Origin of the sequence: Caldicellulosiruptor changbaiensis, from assembly GCF_003999255.1 — a bacterium.
GTDB lineage: Bacteria > Bacillota > Thermoanaerobacteria > Caldicellulosiruptorales > Caldicellulosiruptoraceae > Caldicellulosiruptor > Caldicellulosiruptor changbaiensis.
The window spans coordinates 668,832-695,307 of record NZ_CP034791.1 but is presented as its reverse complement, the minus strand read 5'-3'; the positions used below and the strand labels follow the sequence as shown (position 1 = coordinate 695,307).

The window sequence follows — 26,476 nt, the reverse complement described above, 5'->3', positions numbered from 1 at the left end:
TTTATCAAGGCTTATAAACTTTTATGGCATCTATTAATTCCCAATCAAAATCATTATCTCTCAATTCTGAATCAGGTATAGTTCTTATATAACCAACTGCTGGATCCATTACCAATACAAAATTTTTTAAACTACCATTATCAAAATATTGCCATATTCCACACAATACTGCAAAATGACCAGCACCAACAACAACATTTATTCCTATTGGACTTCTTAAATTGACTATCTGCTCACATATTTGACCGTAGGTTATTGTATTACCGCTTATAGGATACATACGCGAAGAACCAACACCATAATAGCTGAGCGCTCTTTGTATATCAGAAAGCGTTGCGCCTTGATTTACGTAACTTCCATAGATATATTTCACTATATCCCACTGTGTTGCCTCTCTCCCAAAACCTAAATAGTTTTTGCAATAGTACAATATCGACTCACACCCTGCTGCCCAGCACCAATTTGAATATGCCTGACTTACCTTTTTAACTGGAAGTTCAACATACGTAACTGTATTTTCTGCAAATGCATCACTAAGGTTCAGTAAGAGTAATGTAAAAAACACAATAGCACTAATCACGATTCTTTTGTACCTTCCCTTTTTTAGTAATTTTTTGACCATATCTCCTCATCCTTTCGTTTTTTAGTTCTATTTCATTTAAGAACCTTTAATTATAATTTATAACTGCTGTTTTTAATTTCAATTCATAATATTGTTTTTTTTTGCAATATTTTGTACCCATATTTGTATTTTTTTGTCTTGTCAAAGTAAAAAAATTTACCTCTTATTGTTTCCTGTTGTTAAATCAAACCACTTATTTTATTTCTTGCATTCTAATTATACACTGATAAAACAAATATAAATCCTAAGGAAAAAATTACCTGAAATGATTGTGGTGAACTGATCCAGAGAAAATTTCTTGAACAATCTGACTTTTATAATTTAAACCCCATTCAACCAATCAAACAACCCAAATTTTTTATATGTTTCCTCTGCATAAATTCAAAGACACCTTATTGGACATAAAAAAAACACCTCTCGCAAAGTTTTTAAACTCTGCGATTGGTGGTGTGGACTTCTTCAAGAGAATGTATGCATTATTCTTCTTAAAATCCTGCACCCAATTTTGCCTTAAAAATTGGCTGCAGGACTTGAGGTTTTCGTTTGCCATTTTACACTTTTTAACTGTTCCCTGTAACGCTTGAAAATATCGTATAAAACAAAAATGGCTGGGGTGGGTGGATTCGAACCACCGGAATGCAGGAGTCAAAGTCCTGTGCCTTACCGCTTGGCGACACCCCAACTTATTTTATATATGGGGTGGATAATGGGACTCGAACCCATGACCTCCAGGGCCACAACCTGGCGCTCTAACCAACTGAGCTATATCCACCGCCTCTTTTTTAGCAAGCAGATTATATTATAAAGACAATCATATTGGCAGTCAATAGCGATTATGTGTTCGCAGTTTTGTGGAAAATTTGAGGTAACTTTATATAACATTCAGTCTATTTTTTGTTAAATATCTATTGAGAACACTTCTATATCATTCCGCTTTTGAAAACCTATCTTAGACCAAAAATTTTTCCCTTTTTCATTATCTTTCATTACAAAAATATGGCATTTATGTATTCCTTGCTTTCTCAGCTCTTGCAGTGCCTTTTCAACCAGGCTTTTCCCTATGCCCTGCAATCTAAAATTCTTAGCAACTGCCAAATGATATATAAAGCCACGTCGCCCATCATGTCCGCACATAATGGTGGCTACTATTTTGCTGTCAATCTCACATACAAAGCTCATACCTTTATTCCTATTTAGGAATTTTTCCAATCCTTCTATAGTATCACTTCTGCCAAGGCCTATTCCTTCTGTTGTTTGCCACAAGTTCCTCATTTCCTGCCAATCTTCCACTTTCATTTCACGTATTATCATTAATATCACCACACCTGAAATTACTTAGTATAAAATGGTTAAACTCTTTATCAGCATTGTGGCAAATGAGCCGGCTGGAAGATGAAATTTCAATTTTAGTTTAAAATATCCGCTATAAAAGTCATCTTCTTCAAAGTTTGAAACCTCAAGGTTTTCTGGAAAGACTATTGCAGGTCTTAAAAATGATTTGTAAAAAGATTTTTTTATCTTTTTGAGGTCAAAGTCTGAAGGTTTAAGCCCTCGTTCATTTAAAACCTCCAAGATTGTATTGTTAACAAAATTGTTTACGTAAGGTATTTTTGATGATACGGTCGGAATTTGAAGATTTTTTAATTCCTCCAAAGCCTTTTCAGAAAGCGTTCTATAAATAAGATATTCCATAATCTTCCCCTTAACAGGTCTTAGCAAATCAGTATAATATGGTAAAACTGTGCTCAAAATCCTGTTCCAAATATAGCTCTGGTAAGCTGAGAAGAACATTGACATCTCTTCTTTTGGAATAAGGTTTACAGCCTCGATTAAATAATGTCTGCTTTTTCCTTTCATTAAAGTTTTTATTATATCCTTTTCAACCTTTGTTTTGCAAAGAGGAAGTATCTTTTCGAAGTCCCCCCAAAGCTCAAATATCTTTTTCTTTCTTTCCTTTTCTTCTCTTTTATCTTCAGGATGAATGGTGGTAAAATAGAGTTTAAGTGCACCGTTGTAATGTTTTTTTGCTATTTTCTCGCCGATAAACTCTTGGTCATTCTCAGCACTTCCAAAACGCTGATCATCAAAATAGTTTGGAAAACCGAATTTTTTTATCTCATCAAGCCTTTGAAAAATTCTTTCGTCTTTGTTTTTTATCTTTCTTATTACTACCTCAAAGTAATTGCCTTTGAGTGTCATAGGTGAAACAAAATCATCCGAATATCCGAGAAACTCAAGTTTAACATTTTCCTTATTGAAATTTATGTCATATTCTCTGGGAACAGAAATATATTGATAAGTAAGAGCATGTCTATCCTTTCTCCCTGCACAGCCTATCTTCTCAAACGGAATCTTGTTCTCTCTTGATATAAACCTTAAAGCATCAACTGTGTTCCAGTGTTTCTTTTTCAAAAGATAAATCTTGTATTTTCCGCTTGGTTTTATTTCAATGTCAATTTCCTCTTTGACTATAAAATCTTCAGGTAGTACTTTAATCTTCAAGTTTTTCTCACCCTTTTTAAAGTCTCTTTTTATAAAGCTCTTATTGACACCTCATTTTATTATGATATTATTATATATTGTTGTCAACAAACTATTAAAAAGCTACATTTAAACTCATGAGGAGGTGGTAGAAGTGGATGAACTAAAGGGTGCAGTTGAATTTGTAAAGAACAAAACAAAGGTTAATGTAAATGAAAGAGATATTGAAAAGGTTTTGGCAGCACTGAACTCTACAAGTCATTTTTGGGAAGTGGTATTTCTTTCACAAAAGCCGTTTGCTGTTGTGAGGGAAACAATTAATTATCTCATTTCAATAGATTTCGTAAAATCAGATGATAGCGGTAATTTAGAACCCACACAAAAAGGAAAAGAGTTTATCGAAAAGAATGGTATTCCTGTTGTAAAAAATTACACATGTCAATGCTGCGAAGGACGCGGCATTGTATTTGACGAAATAAAAGTTGCTTACGAGAAGTTCAAAGAGATAGTAAAGACAAGACCTGATGCTATAGTTGAATATGACCAAGGTTATGTTACTGAAGAAACAGCATTCTCAAGAATTGCTCTTATGATTAAAAAAGGAGACCTTGTTGGAAAGAGACTTATTGTATTTGGCGATGATGATTTGGTATCAATCGCAGCAGCTTTGACAAAACTTCCACAAGAGGTTTTAGTATTAGAAATCGATAAAAGGCTTGTAGATTTTATAAACCAAGCTGCAAAAGAACATAATCTCAATTTGAAAGCAATTGAGTATGACTTCAGAAACAAGCTTCCTGATGAGCTTGTAAAGAGCTTTGACACATTCACAATTGATCCACCAGAGACAATTGAAGCTTTGGATTTGTGCTTTACAAGGACAACATCAAGCTTAAAAGGAGCAGGCTGTGCGGGATATTTTGGTCTTACAAACATTGAGGCATCACTTTCAAAATGGCACGAATTTCAGAAACTTCTTTTGAATAAATTCAATGCAGTTATTACAGACATCATTGAGAACTTCAATCATTACGTAAACTGGAATTATCTCCTTCCTTCATTAGACAGTAAGCTCAATTTTGTAAATGTACAGCCAAAACTCAACTGGTACACATCCAGCATGTACAGAATTGAGCTTGTAAAGGACATTGAAATTGTAAATGAGTATATCAACTGTGAACTTTATATAGACAATGAGGCAATCTTGTACAAGGAATAAAGTAGCTTGCCTTTTCCCCTTTTTTGTGTTAGAATAGTACTTGGTTTTTTATCTTGCTTCTTATAAAAGGGAGGGAAATAAGATGGCAATGTGTGAAATTTGTAATAAAAAGGTGTCATTTGGAAACAAGGTAAGCCATTCAAACAAAAAGTCAAGAAGAACGTGGAAACCAAATGTAAAGAAAATTAGAGTAATTATAAACGGTCAAAGGAAAAGAATTTATGTTTGCACAAGTTGTATTAAGGCAGGCAAGGTTGTCCGTGCTTAAAATAAAAAAGTTCAAGATAAGCAAAAGAGGTTTATCTTGAACTTTTTCTTTATTTTTCATCACTGAGTTTAAATAGCCTTTTAATTATTCTACTTAAAAACCTTGGCATTTTGAGTACCATTATCCTCATTTTTATTTCATCTCCCATCTTTAAAAAATATATAAATTCCAGCGGCAATTAACCCAAGAGCAATAATAAGTGCAAAAAGCCATGGCGGTGTTATAATTGAAATTAAAATACCAAAGCCAAGTAATAAAAGAACAAAACCTAATTGTTTTTTGTTCTTATGATGAAAATGCTTGCTCATAAGTTAATATATTCTCTTTGTAGCTGGTTTTATTCTATTATATTCACAACAAACTTGAGGTGTGATAAAAATAAAAAGGGCTGGGAATGTTTTTGGACTCTAAAAGGTGTTAATTTTCCAGCCCTTTTTGGCTTTTCTTAGTCCTTTAAAAATTCAACTGTCTTGTCTAAAACAACTCTCTCCCATTCGTATTTGTTAAACGTGTGATCTGCATCTTCTATTTCAACAAGTGTTGCCCTATCACCTAAAATCTCTTTGTACTTTCTTCCTACTTCAACCGGAACTGCTGTATCGTTTGTACCATGTAAAATTAAAACTTTATTTGGATATTTCTTTATTGCTTCAAAAAAGTCATACTTTTGTAAATCATAATAAAAATCTTCAGATAAAAGAAGACCTCCTAAATCGATATATCCTTTCTCCTTTATTAGAGGATTACTTTCAACTACATTCTTTGCAATTTCCTTCATATTTCCTGCAGGTGCCCACAATACAACCTTGTGAAGCTTTTCCCTATACTCACCAGCAAGATATGAGGAAATTGCTCCACCAAGAGAGAGTCCTACAATTGACACTTTTTGTTTGTCAACAAAGTCAAGTGAAAATAGATAGTCAAGTATACATCTTGCATCATCAATTTCCCGTGTTACAGTCATGTCATAAAATTCACCATCTGACTCACCAGACCCTGCAAAGTCAAACCTAACACTTGCAATGCCATGGTTTTCAAGTAGCCGCGATAACTTTACAAATATGAAATGTGGTTCCATTTTGTTACCTGTAAAGCCGTGAAAGATTGCAACTGCAGGAATCTTTCCTTCATACTCATTTGGTACATGTAAGTACCCGCGTAATACCTGCCCAATCTTATTCTTGATCTCAACATGCTTTTGCATTAAATATTCCCTGGTCATCCAAACTGTGCAAAACCGCACAAGTTTAGATGGCTGGGCTATTTGTAGTCCGCCTTTTCAGGTTGTTCCACACCCAGCAGGCGGTATTTGGAACAACCATAGCCCCTGCCCCAAGAAGCAGGAACTCACGCCCTTACGGGTCTCCCCACTTGCCCTGAAATCAATACCGATTTCAGGACAGACATATCACGCAACACCCTGTCAGGGGAAAGTGGCGTTACCACCGCTACCCTGAGAACTCGCCAGAGATTGTGGTCTTTACCACAGGTACCAGAACTTGTTCCATCCAGAGGTCCTGATACCTTCCCTGACTCACTCCCAGGGCTTTGTATCATCCGCATTACATATTCAATCTCCTTTATCTGCTTCTTCCTCAAACATACATTCTTCACCATTTTGCTTACATACTCTTTTAGTTCTCCTAAACTACTTACATCAAGCCTGCTAAGAAGCTCCATATAGTTTGACGGTATCCTCTCCTTTAACCCAAGTCCCCTTCTTGCTATCACATACGCTGCAGCTACATCCTTTGTCACCATAAACTGCGGAGCGTACTTCAAAATTCCTATTACAGAAGTGTATGCAGGGTCTACTTCTATAACCTCTATCCCTTCTCGCTTTGCTAAAAGTTTTACCTTCTCCAAAAGTGACCTGTACCCAAAATAATGCCTTATCCGTCTTGATTTTCTACCTGAAAAGTCTCCTCTTCTTCCCCTGTCCTGTATACTAAGGTTCTCAATCACTATGGCTTTTTGTTTCTCCTTTGCCATCTGTACTAACATGTAGGCATACTGCCACCTGTAATACTCTCTTTTATCAAAGCTGCCACTTTCAAGCTTCTCAAGTGGTATTCTGCCATATCCCAGAAACTGTCCGTGCTCATTTGTTTCTACCCATGCCACATTCTTCGGATATGCGTTAGTGTCTATCCCTATAACTCCATTCGCTCTCGTTATTGCAGGTTTTGGGAAAACTTCCTCAATAGCAAAGTAGGCATATACTATACCACTTTTAAGTTTCAGCTGGACAGAGTAAGGCTGTCCAGAAATACTTATCGCCTCAAGAAGTTGATTTCTATCAATGTACGTTCCATCTTTTATCTTCCATCCGGGCTGTATCCTCGCATATACATACTCCATTTCTCCTACGTTGATTCTGAGTTTGGTACAATCTTCATCTGTCTCAATCCTTGTATTGAGATTACCTTTCTTGCTCCTGTCTCCTCTTGAGTACAGATTCCCCTTCCTTTTCTCCTGCCATTCAATCTTGAGTTTTTTGTAAGGCTTGCCGTTCATATGCCGCTTCTTTAGCTTTTCAAAAAGCTGCCTGCCGCCAAAAATGACCTTCTCAGGGTCTTCTCCTCTTTCTTTACATGAGGTCAAAACACTTTTTGCTTTCATAATTGCATCATCGACGTATCGGGAATTAAGATTGAAAATCCCCTGCAACTCCCTTTTGAGTTCATTCCTTTTATACCCTTCAAGTAACCTCTTGTATGGCATACCTCATGCATGATGACCATCTTCTCATAAGGTCCAGGACTTTTTGCTTATCTTCGCTGCTGTCAAAAATTAGCTTGGCTTGAACTGTTATCATGCTTTTTTGCACCTCTTTTAATCATAAATCCTTGCTGCAAAAGATGTATACTGCCGCTATTAAATCCTCTAAAACTACAGCCTACTTTGGTTTTTCTTCTATCATACTTAGGTAACTTTTCAATGTCCTCTTTTTCAATACCTTCTTCTACCCTTTGGAGTTCTAAAACCAGTAAATTAATCCCTCTTTCTCCCAGTTTATAAGTGCCCTTCGACTGATTGAATATATTTCTTTTACTTTTTGCATACTTAATAACATCCATCATCACCTAATTAAAATTGTACCTTTTTACACGACTATTTTCAACTGTTGCTACCTCTTCTTTACTATTCTATATAGCACTACATGTCTCCCCATCTACAATAGAGTGCTCGACAATGAGCCTCTTGTAAGTTTTGTATGGTTCTTCTAATTCTTTTATCAGCATCTCAGCTGCATAATAGCCCAAATAAAATATGTTTGTATTAACTGTGGTAAGCCTTGGTGAAGACAGTTTAGAAAAGATGGACTCATTAAACCCAATTACAGACACGTCATAGCCTACTTTCAATTCAAGCTCTTTGCATGCCTTTATTGCTGCATAGGCAACAACCTCGTCAATACAAACAATGGCAGTTGGTCTGTTTTTTAGCATCAGCATTTCCTTTGCCTTTTCATATGAACTTTGCTCGTCAAACTCAGTAAACATTATATACTGGCTCTCAATCGGAAGTTTATATTTGTTCAAAGCGCTTTTGTAACCAGAGAGCCTATCTTGAGTCAAAACAAGATTTTCCATACCACCCAAAAAACCTATTTGAGTGTGTCCAAGCTTGATTAAATACTCTGTTGCGTCAAACCCTGCTCTTTTGTTGTCATTGTCAACCCAGTTCACATAATCCTTATCCCTATCAGGTGAGCCTATTAAGACAAAAGGAAATTTTATAGATCGAAGATATTTAATAGCATAGTCATTTATACGAGAAGTCAGCAGGATAAAGCCGTCCACTTTTCTACTTTTTATGAGCCTTTCTAAGCTTTCTTTTTCCTTTTCTGGCGGCACAATAGTCAGTACAATTTCATATTCTGTATTGTTAATATAACTGCAAATTCCAGATACAACTTGGTCAAAAAAGGTGCTTGTAAGTGTTTGTTCAAGTCTTCGTGGCATGAAAAGTCCTATAGAATATGCCTTTTTCATCACCAGGCTTTTGGCACTCGCATTTGGAATGTATCCAAGCCGCTCTATTGCTTCCATTACTCTTTTTGTTGTCTCAGGTGAGATCTTTGCCTTACCTGAAAGTACCCGTGACACTGTTGAAGGTGACACACCTGCTTCTCTCGCTATATCCTTTATGGTTACCATTTCATTCTCATCCTATTCCTTCTTGTCTTGTTCTGAACTTAATATCAATAATACTAAATTTTCTGAAATATTTCAAATATCTTTTGAAGCTGAATATCGATTAATTTTTATTTCTCAAAAGACTCAATTATGGGAAGTGACATCTCGATTATAAAGTGATTTCCCCCTAAGGAATAATTTACAGCATATGTACCTTCAGGATAATAAAGAGAAAATCGCTGTTTTAGAATATTGAGTACTTCTTCTGCTTTATTTAAATCCTGTATAGTATTGTTGTAATATAGCCGTAAGCTTAAATGCCCTGACAAGTTGATTATAGAAAGCTGAATGATATTCTTAATAGGCAACTGCCTTCTAACACAGTCAATAAAAAGCGTTGCAACTGATGTCAAAATCCCATGTAATACAAGTGACTGTTTTAGCTCCTCCTCTTGGATATTTATTACTATCTCGAGGTTATTCATCGCCGAGTATACACATCCTGATAGAATTGTTTGAAAATACATTACCTCATACCATAGTGGAACAAATATACGTCTTGAATATATGCTTTTCTCAATAATGTCTAAAAGAGACTTTGCAAGCCCTTCTATCTCTCTGTCATTTTTATTTTTAGACATATCATAGATAAGTTTTACATTTCGTATTATCATCTCTTTATACTGTTCAAAAAAGACATCTTCTCTTTGACTCTCAACCTTTAAAATCTTTAATTGATTTTTGAGAACATTTATAGAGTTTTCAAATTCAGCATTGTCCTCTACCATCAAATTAAAATGATTGTCTATCTCTCTTAATACCTCTTGAATCTTATCAACCCGATTACAGACCTCTTGGACATAAGGAAGTATTCCAAACACATACCCCGCTATATTTATCAAAACTGCGCTGCAACATATGAGAACCCAAGCAAGAAAATTATATGTATTAGTCTAAAACTGTACATATGCAACCAGCGCACAAAATAATAAAAGTTCTGTAAATATCACTATGACAAATACTCTATTGAATCTCTCTTTCATTCATCTCACCAACTACCTAATTCCTTTCATGTTTTCTTCTAAATATATACCCATTTTCTTGATAAATATACACATTAAGTTTTTGTAAAGATACATGAAAAATTCTCTACTTCATATCAATTCAATTTTAATATCTTTTCAATGTATTCATCAATACCCTCTTATCTATACAAAAATCACAAAAATTTAAACACAACTTTTATACTCTTCTCACTTCCCTTTGAAGACGCTACCTCTATCGCTTTTTGATAGTCATTTATGTTAAAATAGTGAGTGATCAATTTATCATACGGAATTCCAAATTGCTGTATAAGATTTAATGCAAGCTGGTAGGTAGAGATTCTATACTCGTTCACATTCTCTGTACTATAGCAATAAGCTCCTTTTACATTTAGCTCTTTGAACCAAATTGGAGTCAAATCCAAATCCTTCACAACTGAAGCAAGGCCAACCAAAACATAGCTTCCGCGCTGCTTTGTAAGCCACATACCATCTCGAATAGTTTTCTTTGAACCAACGCAGTCAAACACCTTGTCAAACCCGCCAAGCAAGACTTTCTCCCCAATCATTGGCTTGAAAATCTTAGCACCGCACACCTTTGCAAGCTCTTCTAAATAATCTTCTGACGGCCTTACAACCCTGTTTGCGCCAAATTCCATTGCCAAGTCAGCTTGAAACTTATATTTTGCAATTGTTGTGATGTCTGCTTTGCAACCAAGTTTTCTCAGACTCCAGACCACCAAAAGTCCTATTATCCCAGCACCGTATACCAAAACCATATCAGAATCTTTCGGGAAATTTCTCATAACAGGATGAAGGGCAGACGCTAATGGATCTACCAAAATTGCTTCTTCATCTTTAACAGAATTAGGTACCTTTATAACTTGTGACTTGTGAGCAACAAAATACTCTCCCCATGAACCACCTGTTGAGTTGCAGGCACCCATTATGGTACCTGGCTTGAGCTTGCCTTCTGTAATATTTAAACAGGTTGAAAACTCTTCCTCTTGGCATGAAGGACATCTTGGAAGTTCTCTTGCGTCACAGTCCAAAACTGGGTCTACAATCACCCTGTCACCTATCTCAAATTCTGTTACATTCTCCCCCTTTTCAACTATCACTCCAAGGTTTTCATGGCCAATTACAAATGGGAATGAAGCAAATGGCGAGGTTGAAGGCGAGTCATGCAAAAAAATTAGGTTCAGGTCAGAACCACAAATCCCTGCGTACATTGTTTTTATCTTGACATAGTTTTCAGATGGAAGTTTTGGCTCGGGAATATCTTTGAGCTGGATACACGATAGCCTATTGTAGAAAAATTTCTTTGAAATTTTCCCTAAAACTAAGGTTCTTATATATTTTCCTACACTCGCGTCAAAGACAACTGCTTTCATTTCGTAATTCAACTCCTTCCTATAAATAATCAGTGATAAATTTTTAGAGGCTGCAACAATTAAAATTGCAGCCTCTTTGCAACTTAAAAGCATGCCTTGATTTATATTATACCGTATTTCTTCCCTAAGTGTTGAAGAACATCTAATGTCCTGTCAAGATGCTCTTTTGTATGCCCTGCTGTAAGTGAAATTCTTATGCGTGACAACCTTCTTGGAACAGCCGGGTAGAATACAGGGTTCACATAGATACCTGCCTCGTGAAGTTCTCTACACATCTCTTTCACTTTATAATCATCACCTATTATAATCGGGAATATTGCTGTCTGCTGATTGCCAATATTAAACCCAAGCTTTAATAAGTTTTCTCTGAAGTATCTTATATTATCCCAAAGCCTCTGTCTTAGCTCTGGTTCTTCTTCAATGACATTCAAAGCCTCAATCAGTGAAGCAGTTGCTTGTGGAGTTGGTGCTGTTGAGAACATATACGCTCTTGAGTAAAAGTGTAGATAATTCACAAGTTCCTTGTTTGTTGCAATAAATCCACCAACTGCACCCAAAGCTTTTGAAAGTGTACCTGCAACTATGTCAACCTTTCCTTCAACATTGCAGTGTTCAGGTGTACCACGCCCATTCTTGCCAATCACACCTGTTGCATGTGCTTCATCTACCATTACAAATGCACCATAAGCGTGAGCAATCTCAACAATCTGGTCAAGTGGTGCAATGTCACCATCCATTGAGTAAACACCATCAACTATTACAAGTTTTGTATTGTATTTGTCTTTTACTTTTTTAAGTACCTTCTCTAACGAGTCCATGTTGTTGTGCCTAAAAAACTCTACATTTGTATTTCTGCATCCGTCAATTATACTTGCATGAACGTACATGTCTAAGATAGCAACATCTTTTTCATGTAAAATTGCAGATATTGTTCCTAAGTTAGAACCATATCCGCTTGTGTATATGAGTGCATCTTCGCATCCTTTGAATTTTGCAATCTTCTTCTCAAGTTCAACATGTATATCAAGTGTTCCACCCAGAAGTGGCACAGACCCAGCACCCGTTCCATATTTCTTAAGCGCCTCAATCCCTGCCTTTATAGTCCTTGGATGTTTGGTAAGATTTAGATAGTCATTTGACGCAAGGTTTATCATCTCTCTAATTTCGCCTGTATAGTGGTCAATTATCTTCATAGTTGGGCCAGAACCTGTGATAGAAACTCGTCTGTACTGATAATGTCTTCTTCTGACATAGTCTTCTTTGTATTCCCAAAACTCCTTTGCAAGTTCCATTATGTTTTTGTCTTCACTCTTCATAAAATCAGCAAGTGAAAATTTGGTTGTGTCAATCATATCAATCTCAACCTCCTTGCTCACAATTTTGTGCACATACTTAGTTTAAAAAAATTAATATTCAAACCCACACCACATTTCCATCTTCATCAATGTCAAGATGAAGTGCAGCATAGTCTTTTGAAAGCCCTGGCATTGTCATAATGTCACCACAGATTGCTACAATAAACTGCGCACCATTGTTAATCCTTATCTCATTAACATTCAAAACAAAGTCCTTTGGCCTGCCTAAAAGTTTTGGGTCATCTGACAAGGAATACTGGGTCTTTGCCATGCAAATGGGAAAATGCTCAATATTGAGCTTTTTGATTAGTTCTAAACCCAAAAGTGCTGATTTTGAAAACTGCACATCTGCAGCACCATAAATTGTCTTTGCAACCTTTCTTATCTTTTCTTCAACAGGGTCTGAATCCTCATAAACAAAGTTTATTTTCCTTTTTCTACTTGCTACCTCAATAACTTTTTGTGCCAAATCCAAAGCACCTTCTGAACCAAGCTCATAGGCTTCTGAGACAGCAAATTCAACTTCGCGCTCTTTGCAAAAAGATTCTATCTCTGAAATTTCAGCAGCAGTATCATGTGGAAATCTATTTAAAGTTACAATAGTCTCAAGCCCCAATAGCTTTAAATTCTCTATGTGCTTTTCTAAGTTTTTAAAGCCTTTTTTTAGCGTATCTATATTTTCACTTGTCAAATTCTCTATTGCCCCCATGCTGCCATGGTATTTTAGCGCTTTTGTAGTCACAACCATAACTGCAGCTGATGGGTATATACCACTTTTTCTTGATACTATATTGACAAACTTTTCAGCACCCAGGTCTGCTCCAAACCCAGCTTCAACAACAACATAATCTGAAAGCTTTTGTGCCATCTTAATTGCAATTATGCTGTTTGTGCCGTGTGCAATGTTTGCAAACGGCCCTCCATGGATTATTGCAGCAGTAGCTTCTGATGTCTGAACAAGATTTGGTTTTATAGCGTCTTTTAACAAGAGCGCCATTGCCCCATGAACCTTCAAGTCCTTGGCGTATATAGGCTTTTTGTCATAAGAAAAACCTACTAAGATGTTCCCAAGCCTCTCTTTTAAGTCATCTAACCCATTTGACAGGCAAAGTATTGCCATCACTTCTGAAGCAACAGAAATGATAAATCCGTCTTCACGCACAGCACCTCTTTGCCCATCTCCAAGCCCAATGACAATATTTCTTAAAGCCCTATCATTCATATCCATTGCTCTTTTTACCATTACAGCTTTTGGATTGATATTTAGTTCATTTCCATGGTAGATGTGATTGTCAACCGCGGCGCAAAGTAGATTATTTGCGCTTGTCACCGCGTGAATGTCGCCTGTAAAGTGAAGGTTTATATCAGTGCTCGGCAAAACCTGAGCAACTCCACCCCCTGTTGCCCCACCTTTAATTCCCAAATATGGTCCTAAGGAAGGCTCTCTCAGTGTTACAATTGATTTAAATCCAAGCCTGTTTATAGCCATCGAAAGGCCAATTGCTGTTGTTGTCTTGCCCTCACCGTATGGCGTTGGGTTTATTGATGTGACCAAAATTACTTTACCTTCTCTTTGCTGGGGTTTTCGCTTTAGAACATTTAAACTTATCTTTGCTTTGTACTTTCCATAAAGCTCAATGTCATCTTCGCTCAGACCTACACTTTCTGCTATCTCGGTAATATTTTTTAACTTCATCTCTTGTAGTTTTGATGTGCTTTTCAAACAAGATCACCTTGCCTTTTGATATGTCTTTTGCAAAAACTTCTCTTTGTTAACAATAAACCTCTCGTGAATTCCCTTGCCTATCTTCTCAAACTTGTCATAAGCCTCAACTTTAAAAATGAGTTTTCTGTCTTGGATATCAATTAGTTAGCAACAGCCTTCCCTTCCATTCCTTTTGGAGTTGGTGCTATGTGAAAAATTTCAACTCTGCTTCCAACTGTTGTATACCCATCTTCTAAACGCTCCTGATCACACGAAAGTTCTGCCTTCTCCATCAGTGTTATCATTGAAGGTGTTGCAAACACATCTAAAAACCCACTTTGAAAATGCGAAGCAAGCATGTCATCTGTGACTGTGGCTGCTATTTCTTTCCTTAGTCCAACTACAAGCCCTAGTTTTTTCTACTTTCTTGCCTCCTTAAAGTTGGGTAATAAAGTCTCTCATGTATTAGTACTTTATTATGGTGCACAATTTTGTTCACAATATTCACTTTAATAAATATATTACTTCTATTTTGTGGAATTGTCAATTGCAAAATGAAAATCTTTGTCTTGAAAATGAGCAAAAGATAGATTATAATCGATAGTGCAAAAATAAAAAGAGGCGGAGAGATGGCCGAGTGGTCGAAGGCACGCGACTCGAAATCGCGCGTACCGCCAAAAGCGGTACCGTGGGTTCGAATCCCACTCTCTCCGCCATTTTTATTTTGTATAATATAGGTTGTTGAATAAAAATTATTACCAATAATACATAAAATGAGCAAAAGTTATTGATTCCATTCATATGCGAAAGAAAACTTCTTACCTTCTACTTTTCTGAGAAGTTGCTCAAACAAAAAAGTAATTAGTATCCAATCAATATACCTTTTATAATTCTTAAACCTCCTGAGCCTTACATTCTCAAGATTATATTCACCTTTTAATTTACTAAATAGTCTTTCAATCTTTGTTCTATGCTTGTATAGCTTTTTGCCCTCTTCAGTTTCTAAAAATCTTATGTTATTTCTTCTAAAAACATTCTTAACATTGTTTTTATCTTTCATGTTTCTTTTGTTTATCCCAGCAACAAATTTAACCTTAAGCTCATTTGCTATATTAAACCATCTGCTACAATCGTATCCCGCATCTGCTAATACAATCTCACAGCCAAAGCCCCATGCCCTATATAAAAGCTCTTCTTGTCTTGAGTCATGTTCATTTGCCCCTGTTAAAATCCAGAAAAGTGGTATTACTTCTTCTTTACCTGTACACAAAAGATGTAATTTGTATCCCCTGTAAAATCCTATTGTAATATGTATACCTATTTTTGCTTCTGAATCATTTTTGGCACTTCTCAAAGGTGTAGAATCTACTATCGCTATACTCATATCAGGTTCTATCTTAGCTATTAATATGTCTTTTATATCTTGCATGTATTCTTTTTCTATTTTTCTTGACAACTTCGCAAAATATGAATAGTCCGGACTTTCTTCTATACCTACTACTTGCTTAAACTCTGTGTCTTGATTTATTCGATATTCTAATTCTCTGAAACTCTTTATCCCCTTCTTAACTTTGTAAACCAGACAAGCTATTATTTGAAACAAATTAAATTTCCTTGGGCGTCCTCTTCTATTGTGCTTTATTCTCCTTGTCAGAGCTTCAGTAACCTTTTTCACTACAAAAAGTAGCTTTAAAAATTTCTTATTTTGTGCTTTAATATTCATGAGTATATCTTTTCCCCCTTGTGTTTTGTTGTGGTTTTCTCTTAAATTAAATTATAACACAAGGGGTTTTTTTCATTTGTTACTATGTTTACTTTATATGGTTATTTCTTTTATTCAACAACCTCTGTATAATAGTTTAAAAATCAAAAGTTGATTTACTTTTACACACCTAAGAAAGGCTCGACAAGCAGTATTAATGTGAGAATTATTATAAATACAACTGTTATCCACGCAATTATATTAAATGTTCTCGAATTTACATACTCCCCCATAATCTCTTTGTCATTTGTCAGCTTTAACATATAAATTAAGATTATTGGTAGCAATATACCATTAATTTCTTGAGCGATTATCATAAGTTTTATTAAAGGAATATTTGGAAGTAAAATAACACCTGCTCCTATGACAATGAACAAAAGTATTAAACCATAAAAAACAGGCGCTTCTCTCATCTTCTTGTTCAGTCCATTTTCAAACCCAAAAGCTTCAGTTACAGCATATGCAGTAGATAAAGGTAAAATATGCGCTCCCAATAGTGATGCCCCAAAAAGTCCAACTGCAAAAAGTGCTGATGCATATTTTCCTGCAAAGGGCTGAAGAGCTTTTGCTGCATCTTCCGCTGTTTCAATCACAATCCCATGTTTGTGCAAGGTTGCTGCTGTTGCAACAACAATGAAAAATGCAATAAAATCTGTCCAGAACGCTCCCAAAAACACATCCCATCTTTGGTATTTGAGGTTTTTTACATCAACACCTTTGTCAACCACAGATGACTGCAGATAAAATTGCATCCAAGGAGTAATTGTTGTTCCTATCATCGCAATAAAAATTAAAATGAAACTCGAATTGAAACTGAAAGAAGGAACAAATGTATTTTTAAATACCTCTTTCCACTCCGGCTTTGCTAAAAAACCTGAAATTATATAGCTTATATATATTACCATGAGAGCAAGAAAAAATTTCTCTGTTTTTTTATATGAACCTTTGTTTATAATATACCATACAAAAATAGCTGTTAAAGGAACTGAGATATATTTTGAGACTCCAAATATCTCAAGACTTGCTGCAATACCTGCAAACTCACCAATTGTCGTTGTAAGATTAGCAATAAGCAGGGTAATCATCGCAAAAAATGTCATCTTGACACCAAAGTGCTCCCTGATAAGGTCAGAAAGACCTTTCCCTGTTACAACGCCCATTCGTGCAGCCATTTCTTGGATAACTGCTAAACTGATTGTTATTAAAAATAGCCCCCAAAGCATCTTGTAGCCAAACATTGCACCAACCATTGCGTATGTCGCAATTCCTGATGCGTCATTATCAGCAGTTGCAGTCACAAGCCCTGGTCCAATAATACTTAATATGAAAAGTATATTCTTAAGACGCTGCCCTTTTGCTATCTGTGGCATCTTCTATCACCTCATTTACCGTCAATACTTCGGCTATACTAATTTTTTTCGTACTTTGAGTAGTTCATAAACTATGTCATTTATTATCACAACGCCAATGAGTCTTTTGTCATCATCAACCACAGGGACAGCCAATAAGCTGTATTTTGAAATAATCGATACAAGAGAGTTTACATTGTCCATATCTTTTACATACACAACATTTCTGCTCATAATCTCATAAAGTGGAGTTTGTGGCTCAGAAATTACCAAGTCGCGCAAAGACACAACACCGCAAAGCCTCTCTTCATTGTCAACAACGTATAAATAGTAAATTTCATCTGGCTCTGGTTTTAATCGTCTTAGTTCTTCTATTGTTTGCTCAACTGTAAAGTGGGTCTTGAACGCGATAAAATCTGTTGTCATAATACTTCCAACAGTGTTCTCGGGATACTCCATCAGCTCTTTTACTTCCTCTGATGCCTCTTTTTCCATCTCGTTCAAAAGCTCTTCTGCTCTTTCCTCTTTTATCTCATCCAATATGTCTGCAACCTCGTCTGCTGGCATCTTTTCAAGCAAATCTGCAGCCTTTTCAACAGGAAGACTCTCGAGGACATTCCGCTGTGCCTCAACATCAAGCTCTTCCAAAACATCTGCTGCCTTTTCCTCGTCCAAAGTTGAAAATACATATGCTTGAGTCTTTTTGTCAAGCTCTTCAATGATATCTGCTAAATCCGACGGATGTAAAGTTGAGAGCTTTGAGTATGTGGTTGAAAGTTTTAAATCCGAGCGCGGTGATGCAAGAGGCTCAACGTCATCCCATAAGATGAGTCGAGATGGGATGCTCTTGCCAAGAGGTTTTAATACCTTTTTGAGAGGCTTTGCAAGACCAAGCCTCCTCAACAACCCTTCTAATCCAATATCAACTGCAATTACATAAACGCCTGTTGATAAAATTGCAAGTCTTATATCATTTACCCTTACAACCTTTCTGCCGTTCATATCAACTATCTGCTTGTCAAGGATATGCTTTACAAGCATTATCGTATCTTCTTTTTGCACATCAATTGGCTTTAAGTTCCTGGTCTCAATTACATATTGCCCTTTTTCCTTGTAAATTATAAAGAACGAAAAGTCTACTATTTGGACATTCTTTCCGCTTTTGACTTTTGCAGCAATTACTTTGGGCCTGATGTTCTTTGCGTCAACAATTAGGTCCACGAGTCTTCCCAGAACTTTTTTGTCTTCTGAGTATACCTTGTTGCCAATAACTCTGCTGAGGTAAAAACTTGTGACATTAGCCATCTTAGCACCCCTCCTTTTAAATTAGTTTTTCCTTTTGTGGAGGGGTGCTAAATAGTTTGACAAAATCTATTTGTAAAAAGGGACAAAAAAACCTCGTGCTTTCTTTCGGCTATTAACTCAAAAAGTTAGCACCCCTCCACGCATTCGAAAAAGAGCTTTTTACTTTTTCTTTCCCCCAATCCTGTCTACTCACAGGACCAGAATCCATCTGTCCTCTCATCTCCTTTAATCATAAAGTTTTAGAGGTTAGTTTAAATTTTGCATACAAACAAAAAGTGCTTTCACCCAAAGCTTAAAACGAGGTGAAAGCACACTTTACCCTTTTTAGCTACCTCGTACAAGCTTTGGCACTACACGGCATAAAAAGCTGCATTAGGTTATGCCTTGGATTCGGCAAAACCTGTTTACCAGCTCAGATTGTCTCCAATCTTTCGCGGCAGCAGCCTATATCCCTGTAGGAGCCTCGCCTACCGAGATATTTTTGCAATATTCACTTTTTTCAACTTCTATTTTAGCACAAAAAACTCGTTTTTCAACCCTTTTTAGCTTAAATTTTTATATTTTTGTGCACTTTTTTTAAACTATCTTCAGTTATCTTTTATTTTCTCTAATATAAAATCAAACATTTTGTCTTTTTTAATCACAGCATGGTGCAAAACCGCTTTTGACAAAAGCCTCTTTATTCCCTCTGGGATTTCGACCTTTGTCTTTTGGTACAGAACTTCAACTGCTTCAAACGGATCAATATTATTATATTCATCATCAAACAAGGCGTTGAGAACATCCTTAGCAAATTTGTATGGGTTCGCAGTCTGTAAAATTACTGTCTTTGTCATATCAGAAGTTTTATCGTGGTATTTTCTATAAACATCAAATCCAACTGCTGAATGCGTGTCAATAAGATAAGAAAACTCTTTGTAAACTCGTTTTATTGCCTTTTTAGTTTCAATATCTGTTGAAAAATCTCCCCAGAAATCTGATTGTATTGACTTTAAAACATCGTCTTCAACCTTAAAATACCCATTTTCTTTCAAATTTAACATGTATCCTTTTACCATTTCAAAGTTACCTGTGACCAAGTACAAAAGCCTTTCTAAATTGCTGGCAACCAATATATCCATAGATGGTGAGATTGTTTTGTAAAACTCTCTTCGTCTGTCATAAATACCTGTTTTAATAAAATCGGAAACAACAGAGTTTATGTTTGATGCAACAATAAGTCTATTTATTGGAATTCCCATGCGCTTTGCAAAATACCCAGCTAAAATATTTCCAAAATTTCCTGTTGGCACAACAAAGTTTATCTTTTCGCCTTCTTTTATAAATCCTTTTTTCGAAAGATCTAAGTAGCTCCAGATATAGTAGACAATCTGAGGCAAAAGTCGCCCAAAGTTTATAGAGTTTGCTGATGTGAAGAAATAGCCCATTTTATTGATTGTCTCTACATATCTTGGATTTGTAAAGATCTCTTTTACACCACTTTGAGCATCGTCAAAGTTACCTATTATCCCTGCCACATAAGTGTTCTTGCCTTCCTGAGTTGTCATCTGTCTTTTTTGTACGTCAGACACACCTTCAGAAGGATAAAAGACTACAATCTTCGTCTTCTCGACATCTCTAAAACCCTCAAGGGCAGCCTTTCCTGTATCGCCTGATGTCGCAACTAATATGAGTGCTTTTTTATAGCTATCTGGCATTGACCTTATCAAAAGGTGTGGTAGCACTTGTAGCGCAACATCTTTAAAGGCATAAGTTGGCCCATGCCAAAGTTCAAGCGCAAACAAGCTACTATCAAGCTTCTTTAGCTCAACCACATCTTTTGTGTTAAACTTGTCAGATGCATACGCTTTTTCTACGCACTCGTCAATCTCTTCTTCAGAAAAGTCAGTAAGATAAAGTGAAAATATATACTTTGCAACCTTTTGGTAAGAATTTAGCTCTTTTAAATACTCAAAATCAAGCTTTGGTATTTCAACTGGGGTAAAAAGTCCACCGTTATTCGCTATTCCAAGGTAGATTGCTTCTTTTGAGAGCACCTTCTGCTCTCCTCGCGTACTTACATACTCCATTTTTTTGCCACCTCAATAGAATTTATTTTTGACTTGCTTCCTGCTTTTCTATCAGTTTCTCATTTAACTTATACGATAGTACCATCAGACTGTCTATCAAATGGACATTTTCCACAACAACATCATCTTTTACCTCAATCTCTTTTGCAGTAAAATTCCAGATTCCTTTGATGCCGCCTTCAACCATCAGATTTGCAACTTCTTGAGCAACCTCTGATGGCACACATAAAACTCCAATGTCAACATCGTTTTTCTTTATAAAATCTTTGAGTTCATCAACATGCTGTATCTTTATATTCCTGATACTTTTTCCAACCTTTTGAGGGTCGATATCAAATAGTCCCACAAGCTTGAATCCCTTTTTATAAAAATTGGCGTAATTTGCTAAAGCTTGTCCCAAATTGCCCACACCAACAATTATCATCTTGAAGTTCTTATCAAGCCCTAATATTTTAACAAGGTTCTCATAGAGAACTTGAGTACTGTAACCATACCCTCGCTGACCAAACCCGCCAAAGTTGTTAAAATCTTGCCTTACCTGAGAAGCTGTGTACCCCATCCTCTGGCTTAGCTCTGATGAGGAAATCCTCATAATGTCATGGTTCAACAAATCTTCTACATACCGCAAATACCTTGGCAGTCTTCTTACAACCGCAAGAGAGACGTTCTTTTTTTTAAACAATTTTTATCCTCCTCATCCTCTTTGATATTTTTTTGACATACCTTCTTAAATTAAAAGCCTGTTTTGATTTTAAAACAGGCTTTATCTTCTTTTGCCGTCAAATCGTTTGTTGTACTCGCTTAGTTTCTGGTTGCTGTCTTTTAGAAATTTTGAAAGTTTCGCTTCAAACTCAGTATCTTTATTTTTCCTTTCTAAAGGCCTTTTAGATTTTCCTATCTCATTTGCCTTTTTAATCGAAAGACTTATCTTCCCATTTTCTTTGATGTCAAGCACCTTTACCTTGACAGTTTGCTGTTCCTTTAGATATTTTCTGATGTCATCAACATATTCATTTGCAATCTCTGAGATGTGAACAAGCCCAACTGCACCAGTTGGAAGCTCCACAAATGCACCAAATTTTGTTATACTCTTTACCTTTCCCTCCACTACACCGCCTTTTTTAACCGACACAAAAAAGCCTCCTTTATTGCCTTCTCTTTTTATTCTTGTCAATAAACACAATTTCATCCTTTCCTACAAGCCCAAGTTTTTCTCGTGCAACCTGCTGGATGTATTCTTTTGTCTGGACATACTGGGCAAGTCTTCTTAAATATTCATTTTCTTTTTTCAGCTTTTCAATTTGCTTGATTGTCTCATATTGTTGAGCTTTTACCTGTTGCAAAATCATATGTTGTTTTACAACTGTTGTCACAGAATATATTAAAAAAAGTATTACAAATGCAAGTACAAAAAGCCTTTTTACTACTTTAAAAATCTTTTTCACAGCTTGTCTTCCTTTTGAGTATTCCAAAAAGTGTAGTTATATTTTATCACAAATTAATTGTTGTTAAAAGATAAAACTTTGTTCACGCTTTTTAGAATACTTTTGTAGAAAAAAGATATTGAATTTTTGTAGAGCCAAAAACCACACACGATAGCCAAAAATGTATACCACCTAATAGTATAGTAGTTTATAAAATACAAACCTGAAATTACTGCAATAGTGGATAAAGTAGAAGACATAAAAAATAGTAAATCTCTTTTGCGCCTTTTCAAGATTTTTTTGAAAAAGAAGGTATCGTATATTAATCCAACTACCGCCCCAATAATCAAACAAGAAAGAAAGTCTGAAAGCTGATCAAAAACGCCCTGCATCATTTTAATAACCTCTTTATTTAAAAAGTCTTCCAATCAGTCCTTTTTTGGGCGGCTCACCATATTCAAGTGAATAAACTTGACCTTCTATAAATACCTCTCCTGTCTCTGTATTGATTTTGTTTATCTTCAAATCAAACCCTTTGATGATGAGAAGTTCTTCGTCAACCACCAACATGACGTTATTATCGTCAAAGCTTTCAACATCGTCAACGCCGTTTATTGTAATCTTTTCTCTATTTTCTATAAGAACATTGTGAAACTTTGACTTTACATTTTTTCTATCATCAGCTACCATTTTGAATTCCCTTTAAACACATACAAGTTACATAATAAACTATATTCTCTTTACTATCAAAATATGACCCAAATCTACTCAATTATCTCATACATATTGCTTGCAACATTTTTTTGAACCTTTTCATCCACGCTTGTAACTCTGCATTTAAAAATCTTATCACCAAAGCGCACCTCAATAACATCGCCAACCTTTACCTCTGTCGAAGGTTTTGCCACCTTGCCATTTACAAAAACTCTTTCACTATTGCATGCTTCTTGAGCAAGCGTTCTTCTTTTGATAATTCTCGACACTTTTAGATATTTGTCTATCCGCATCTTACAAACCCTCACCCTTTTTTGTACACAAAAATTTAGGGCTGCAGCTCTTATTTTCTCATTTTTGCTGCAGCCTTAACACTAAAAATTCACAGCCCCTCTTTAAAAATCTTACTTTGCAACAGCGTCTTTTAACATCTTGCCTGCTTTGAATACAGGAACCTTAGTTGCTGGAATCTTAATCTCTTCCTGTGTCTGTGGGTTTCTTCCTACTCTTTCTGCTCTTTCTCTTACTTCAAATGAACCAAATCCGACAAGTTGAACCTTTTCCCCCTTAGAGAGTGCCTCTGTAACAGCATCTACAAACGCATTGAGTGCCTTTTCCGCGTCCTTTTTGGTAAGCCCACTCTTCTCTGCCATTGCCGATATTAAATCTGTTTTGTTCATTACTTCTTACCTCCTCGCGTATTTTGTGATATTCTAAATATTTCTATTCTATATTTATATCAAAAATCCTTCTTTTTTCAAGCCTTTTTTAAATTTTTTTTGCCTCTTCCCAAAATTTGTCCATATCTTTTAACGTCATCTCATTCAATTTCTTACCTTGTTTTTCTGCTTGTTCCTCTATATATGAAAATCTGGTTATAAACTTTTGGATTGTTTTGGAAAGTGCTCCCTCTGGGTCAATGTTAAAAAACCTTGCAACATTTACAACTGCAAAAAGAATATCCCCCAGCTCCTCTTCCAACTTATCCTGAGCGCTATTTTTCGACAAACTCTCCTCAAATTCGCCAAGCTCTTCATATACCTTTTTTAAAGCATCTTTGTAATCCTCCCAGTCAAAACCAACTTTTGCTGCCTTCTCTTGAACTTTATAGCTTCGCATAAGAGCAGGAAGATGTTTTGGAATACTTTGCATTGCCTCTGTCACTGTCTTGATTTCTTTTTCTTTACTTTTTATTCTGTCCCAATTTTGCAAAACCTCATCGGCAGTTTTAAAATTATCTTCTCCAAACACATGAGTGTGTCTTTTTTTCATCTTTTGGCATATATCATAGATTACCTCATAAATATCAAAAGCGCCTTTTTCCTGAGCTATCTTTGCGTGAAACACAACCTGCAAAAGCAAATCTCCCAGCTCTTCTTTAAGTTTACTGTAGTCATTTTCATCTATCGCCTCAATAACCTCATATGTCTCTTCAATCAGGTATTTTTTCAAACTTTTATGTGTTTGCTGCCTATCCCATGGACATTTCTCGCGCAAGATATCCATTATTTTGACCAGTTCTTCAAAGTTTGCTCTCATTTTAATTTCTCTCCTCTACATTTAAAAGGTGCTTTGATATTTATAGATTATATTATACCACTATTTTTTGAGACAAGCTGCTCTTTTTTTGCAGAATATTTCTTCTTTGTCGCTTCACCACCACGAATATGTCTTTCTTGCTTGTTCTTCTCAAGAATTGCTCTTACCTGCTTATAAAGCCATTTGTTTATTTTATTAAGGCGGTAGGTAAGGTCATTGTGGACTGTTGACTTTGACACACCTAAGACCTTAGCAACCTTTCTAACAGTTGAATTGTACCTAATCAAAAGTTCAGCTGCCAAAACTGCTCTTTTTTCTATATCTTCTTTCAAAACCTTGTCCTCCAAAATAGCTTTCTACTTAGGATTATATGCACCAACTCTTTTTTATTTGACCCAAAGTTTCTATTCTGTTGGCATTCTGTCAAACTTTATGGGCGGATTTTCAAAGATATCTGTAAATAGCAATGGCCAAAAAGGCAGTATGAGGCACTGATAAGTATTTATGAACCAAAATTAAGAAAATAAAAAAAACGGGTGGGTCTCCAATTCCCACCCGTTTTCGTGTGTGATTAGTACTTTGTGAGGTATGAGTCAATCTCCCATTGATGTACCTTTGTTCTGTAGTCATCCCATTCAAGCTTCTTTGCTTCTAAGTACTTCTCAAATATATGGTCGCCAAGAGTCTCTCTCATGAGCTGGCTATTCTCAAACTCTTTAATTGCCTCCTCAAGGCTTCCTGGCAGGCTGCCAATGCCACGCTTTGCCCTTTCTTCATCGCTCATAATAAAGATGTTCTCTTCAATTGGCTCTGGTGGCTCAATCTTATTCTTTATTCCATCAAGCCCTGCTGCTAAAACTGCTGCAAATGCAAGGTATGGATTTGCTGATGGGTCTGGACATCTCAGCTCAACTCTTGTTGCTTGACCTCTCTTTGCAGGAACTCTTATAAGTGGGCTTCTGTTTCTTGGTGACCATGCAATGTAAACAGGAGCTTCATAACCTGGCACAAGTCTCTTGTATGAATTTACAAGCGGATTTGTAACAAGTGCAAACTCTCTTGCGTGTTTCATAAGACCACCAATGAAATAGTATGCTTCTTTTGAAAGTTGAAGCTTGTCATTTGGGTCCAAGAACGCATTCTTACCATCAGAAACCCTTGCAAGAGACATATTTGTGTGCATACCAGAACCGTTAATACCAAATATTGGCTTTGGCATGAATGTTGCATGAAGCCCATGTCTTTGTGCAATTGTCTTTACAACAAGTTTAAATGTAACAACGTTGTCAGCTGTGTAGAGTGCGTCATCATATTTGAAGTCAATCTCGTGCTGGCCAGGTGCAACTTCATGGTGAGATGCCTCTATCTCAAATCCCATTTCCTCTAATGTCAAAACCATATCTCTTCTTGCATCCTCGCCTAAATCAACCGGGGCCAAATCGAAGTATCCGCCTTTGTCATGTGTCTGCAAGGTTGGATTGCCATTTTCGTCTGTCAAGAACAAGAAGAACTCAATCTCTGGACCAACATAGAATTTAAAGCCCATTTCCTCTGCTTTTTTGAGCATCTTCTTCAAAACACCACGTGGACAGCCAGGGAATGGTGTACCATCTGGTAGATATACATCACAAATAAGTCTTGCGACCTTGTTTGGTGTTGGTCTCCATGGAAAGATTGTAAATGTATTTAGGTCTGGTCTTAAATACATGTCTGATTCTTGAATTCTTACAAACCCTTCAATTGATGAGCCGTCAAACATAACCTCATTGTTCAGTACAGCTTCCAGTTGCTCAACTGGAACAGCAACGTTCTTTAAAATACCGAAAATGTCTACAAACTGGAGTCTGATAAATTTAACATCCTGCTCTTTGCAGATGCGAATAATGTCTTCCTTGGTGTAGTTCTTCATCCGACCTTCCCCTCCATTTATTAGATTTTTTTGATTCTATAAACAAAAAAGGACAAAGGCATCCCTCTTCTACTGAGAACGCCTTTGTCCTCACATTTATTATTATATTACATTCAGTATAAAATTGCAATATCTATTTTTAAATTTCATACTCACTCTATCCACCTCAAAATACC

General features: G+C 36.1%; 27 protein-coding genes, 3 tRNA genes, 3 pseudogenes and 1 riboswitch. Of the genes and pseudogenes, 4 read left to right on the top strand and 29 right to left on the bottom strand.

What is annotated here, in order from left to right; genetic code table 11:
• Window positions 1-4: 4 nt before the first annotated feature.
• The 5 genes from ELD05_RS03170 to truD all read right to left on the bottom strand — a co-directional run bounded on the left by ELD05_RS03170 (window position 5) and on the right by truD (window position 3,124).
• Entirely contained in the window at window positions 5-622 is a 618-nt protein-coding gene (locus tag ELD05_RS03170) for a papain-like cysteine protease family protein (RefSeq protein WP_127351324.1), read from the bottom strand.
• A gap of 605 nt (window positions 623-1,227) precedes the next feature.
• A tRNA-Gln gene (locus tag ELD05_RS03165) sits at window positions 1,228-1,303 on the bottom strand.
• A gap of 14 nt (window positions 1,304-1,317) precedes the next feature.
• Window positions 1,318-1,394 (bottom strand) — tRNA-His (locus ELD05_RS03160).
• A gap of 125 nt (window positions 1,395-1,519) precedes the next feature.
• Window positions 1,520-1,933 carry a GNAT family N-acetyltransferase gene (locus ELD05_RS03155; RefSeq protein WP_127351323.1) on the bottom strand — a complete coding sequence of 138 codons (414 nt, stop codon included), beginning with the start codon at window positions 1,931-1,933 and terminating at the stop codon, window positions 1,520-1,522.
• Between the two features lie 24 nt (window positions 1,934-1,957).
• On the bottom strand, window positions 1,958-3,124 hold the full coding sequence (gene truD, locus ELD05_RS03150; RefSeq protein WP_127351322.1) for a tRNA pseudouridine(13) synthase TruD: 1,167 nt from the start codon (window positions 3,122-3,124) through the stop codon (window positions 1,958-1,960).
• Between the two features lie 133 nt (window positions 3,125-3,257).
• Between truD and ELD05_RS03145 the strand changes: the two genes are divergently transcribed.
• Both ELD05_RS03145 and rpmB read left to right on the top strand, forming a co-directional pair.
• Window positions 3,258-4,322 carry a bis-aminopropyl spermidine synthase family protein gene (locus ELD05_RS03145; protein WP_127351321.1) on the top strand — a complete coding sequence of 355 codons (1,065 nt, stop codon included), beginning with the start codon at window positions 3,258-3,260 and terminating at the stop codon, window positions 4,320-4,322.
• Window positions 4,323-4,404: 82 nt separating this feature from the next.
• The gene (gene rpmB / locus ELD05_RS03140) at window positions 4,405-4,590 is read left to right on the top strand and encodes a 50S ribosomal protein L28 (protein ID WP_011916769.1); all 186 of its coding nucleotides are present in this window, start codon (window positions 4,405-4,407) and stop codon (window positions 4,588-4,590) included.
• Between the two features lie 137 nt (window positions 4,591-4,727).
• Here rpmB and ELD05_RS13975 read toward each other — a convergent pair whose 3' ends face one another.
• From ELD05_RS13975 to ELD05_RS14985, 10 genes and pseudogenes are all read right to left on the bottom strand, one after another.
• Window positions 4,728-4,898, bottom strand: a complete 171-nt coding sequence (locus tag ELD05_RS13975; protein ID WP_164742574.1) for a hypothetical protein — start codon at window positions 4,896-4,898, stop codon at window positions 4,728-4,730.
• Between the two features lie 137 nt (window positions 4,899-5,035).
• Window positions 5,036-5,794: an alpha/beta hydrolase gene (locus tag ELD05_RS03135; RefSeq protein ID WP_127351320.1), complete on the bottom strand. Its 759-nt coding sequence runs from the start codon at window positions 5,792-5,794 to the stop codon at window positions 5,036-5,038.
• A gap of 75 nt (window positions 5,795-5,869) precedes the next feature.
• Window positions 5,870-7,408 (bottom strand): annotated as a pseudogene (locus ELD05_RS03130) (IS200/IS605 family accessory protein TnpB-related protein).
• Window positions 7,409-7,492: 84 nt separating this feature from the next.
• A pseudogene (locus tag ELD05_RS03125) lies at window positions 7,493-7,666 on the bottom strand (MerR family DNA-binding transcriptional regulator); the annotation flags it as partial.
• Between the two features lie 73 nt (window positions 7,667-7,739).
• Window positions 7,740-8,753, bottom strand: a complete 1,014-nt coding sequence (locus ELD05_RS03120; protein ID WP_039765960.1) for a LacI family DNA-binding transcriptional regulator — start codon at window positions 8,751-8,753, stop codon at window positions 7,740-7,742.
• Between the two features lie 107 nt (window positions 8,754-8,860).
• Window positions 8,861-9,634, bottom strand: a complete 774-nt coding sequence (locus tag ELD05_RS03115; RefSeq protein WP_241243595.1) for a hypothetical protein — start codon at window positions 9,632-9,634, stop codon at window positions 8,861-8,863.
• Window positions 9,635-9,951: 317 nt separating this feature from the next.
• Window positions 9,952-11,169, bottom strand: a complete 1,218-nt coding sequence (locus tag ELD05_RS03110) for a zinc-dependent alcohol dehydrogenase (protein ID WP_127351319.1) — start codon at window positions 11,167-11,169, stop codon at window positions 9,952-9,954.
• 101 nt (window positions 11,170-11,270) lie between these two features.
• Window positions 11,271-12,521 carry an aminotransferase class I/II-fold pyridoxal phosphate-dependent enzyme gene (locus ELD05_RS03105; RefSeq protein ID WP_127351318.1) on the bottom strand — a complete coding sequence of 417 codons (1,251 nt, stop codon included), beginning with the start codon at window positions 12,519-12,521 and terminating at the stop codon, window positions 11,271-11,273.
• 61 nt (window positions 12,522-12,582) lie between these two features.
• Window positions 12,583-14,220: a formate--tetrahydrofolate ligase gene (locus tag ELD05_RS03100; protein WP_408609370.1), complete on the bottom strand. Its 1,638-nt coding sequence runs from the start codon at window positions 14,218-14,220 to the stop codon at window positions 12,583-12,585.
• A 33-nt stretch (window positions 14,221-14,253) separates the two neighbouring features.
• Window positions 14,254-14,588, bottom strand: a pseudogene (locus ELD05_RS14985) (thioesterase family protein).
• Between the two features lie 264 nt (window positions 14,589-14,852).
• Between ELD05_RS14985 and ELD05_RS03090 the strand changes: the two are divergent.
• Window positions 14,853-14,945, top strand: a tRNA-Ser gene (locus ELD05_RS03090).
• A gap of 68 nt (window positions 14,946-15,013) precedes the next feature.
• Here the strand turns inward: ELD05_RS03090 and ELD05_RS03085 are convergent.
• The 3 genes from ELD05_RS03085 to ELD05_RS03075 all read right to left on the bottom strand — a co-directional run bounded on the left by ELD05_RS03085 (window position 15,014) and on the right by ELD05_RS03075 (window position 18,645).
• Window positions 15,014-15,952, bottom strand: a complete 939-nt coding sequence (locus ELD05_RS03085) for a transposase (RefSeq protein ID WP_127350937.1) — start codon at window positions 15,950-15,952, stop codon at window positions 15,014-15,016.
• 161 nt (window positions 15,953-16,113) lie between these two features.
• Window positions 16,114-17,361: an Nramp family divalent metal transporter gene (locus ELD05_RS03080; RefSeq protein ID WP_127351316.1), complete on the bottom strand. Its 1,248-nt coding sequence runs from the start codon at window positions 17,359-17,361 to the stop codon at window positions 16,114-16,116.
• A gap of 33 nt (window positions 17,362-17,394) precedes the next feature.
• Window positions 17,395-18,645: a magnesium transporter gene (locus ELD05_RS03075; RefSeq protein WP_127351315.1), complete on the bottom strand. Its 1,251-nt coding sequence runs from the start codon at window positions 18,643-18,645 to the stop codon at window positions 17,395-17,397.
• Between the two features lie 321 nt (window positions 18,646-18,966).
• A riboswitch (M-box (ykoK) riboswitch) is annotated at window positions 18,967-19,127 on the bottom strand.
• Here ELD05_RS03075 and ELD05_RS14980 point away from each other — a divergent pair.
• Window positions 19,123-19,191 carry a hypothetical protein gene (locus ELD05_RS14980; RefSeq protein ID WP_408609369.1) on the top strand — a complete coding sequence of 23 codons (69 nt, stop codon included), beginning with the start codon at window positions 19,123-19,125 and terminating at the stop codon, window positions 19,189-19,191. Its footprint overlaps the riboswitch before it by 5 nt.
• A 41-nt stretch (window positions 19,192-19,232) precedes the next feature.
• Here ELD05_RS14980 and thrC read toward each other — a convergent pair whose 3' ends face one another.
• From thrC to glnA, 11 genes are all read right to left on the bottom strand, one after another.
• Window positions 19,233-20,714, bottom strand: coding sequence for a threonine synthase (thrC, locus tag ELD05_RS03070; RefSeq protein WP_127351314.1), 1,482 nt, complete (start codon window positions 20,712-20,714; stop codon window positions 19,233-19,235).
• Between the two features lie 22 nt (window positions 20,715-20,736).
• On the bottom strand, window positions 20,737-21,396 hold the full coding sequence (locus ELD05_RS03065) for a redox-sensing transcriptional repressor Rex (RefSeq protein ID WP_127351313.1): 660 nt from the start codon (window positions 21,394-21,396) through the stop codon (window positions 20,737-20,739).
• 81 nt (window positions 21,397-21,477) lie between these two features.
• Entirely contained in the window at window positions 21,478-21,846 is a 369-nt protein-coding gene (locus ELD05_RS03060; protein WP_127351312.1) for a S1 RNA-binding domain-containing protein, read from the bottom strand.
• Between the two features lie 13 nt (window positions 21,847-21,859).
• Window positions 21,860-22,159, bottom strand: a complete 300-nt coding sequence (locus ELD05_RS03055; protein ID WP_127351311.1) for an FtsB family cell division protein — start codon at window positions 22,157-22,159, stop codon at window positions 21,860-21,862.
• A 53-nt stretch (window positions 22,160-22,212) separates the two neighbouring features.
• The gene (gene yabQ, locus ELD05_RS03050; protein WP_241243669.1) at window positions 22,213-22,530 is read right to left on the bottom strand and encodes a spore cortex biosynthesis protein YabQ; all 318 of its coding nucleotides are present in this window, start codon (window positions 22,528-22,530) and stop codon (window positions 22,213-22,215) included.
• 16 nt (window positions 22,531-22,546) lie between these two features.
• Window positions 22,547-22,828, bottom strand: coding sequence for a YabP/YqfC family sporulation protein (locus ELD05_RS03045; RefSeq protein WP_011916755.1), 282 nt, complete (start codon window positions 22,826-22,828; stop codon window positions 22,547-22,549).
• Between the two features lie 74 nt (window positions 22,829-22,902).
• Window positions 22,903-23,145 (bottom strand): RNA-binding S4 domain-containing protein, encoded by a 243-nt coding sequence (locus tag ELD05_RS03040; protein ID WP_127351309.1) that lies wholly within the window; start codon window positions 23,143-23,145, stop codon window positions 22,903-22,905.
• 111 nt (window positions 23,146-23,256) lie between these two features.
• The gene (locus ELD05_RS03035) at window positions 23,257-23,532 is read right to left on the bottom strand and encodes an HU family DNA-binding protein (RefSeq protein WP_011916753.1); all 276 of its coding nucleotides are present in this window, start codon (window positions 23,530-23,532) and stop codon (window positions 23,257-23,259) included.
• A gap of 88 nt (window positions 23,533-23,620) precedes the next feature.
• Window positions 23,621-24,391 carry a nucleoside triphosphate pyrophosphohydrolase gene (gene mazG, locus ELD05_RS03030; protein ID WP_127351308.1) on the bottom strand — a complete coding sequence of 257 codons (771 nt, stop codon included), beginning with the start codon at window positions 24,389-24,391 and terminating at the stop codon, window positions 23,621-23,623.
• 47 nt (window positions 24,392-24,438) lie between these two features.
• Entirely contained in the window at window positions 24,439-24,723 is a 285-nt protein-coding gene (locus ELD05_RS03025; RefSeq protein WP_127351307.1) for a sporulation transcriptional regulator SpoIIID, read from the bottom strand.
• A 239-nt stretch (window positions 24,724-24,962) separates the two neighbouring features.
• On the bottom strand, window positions 24,963-26,300 hold the full coding sequence (gene glnA, locus ELD05_RS03020; protein WP_127351306.1) for a type I glutamate--ammonia ligase: 1,338 nt from the start codon (window positions 26,298-26,300) through the stop codon (window positions 24,963-24,965).
• Window positions 26,301-26,476 lie beyond the last annotated feature (176 nt).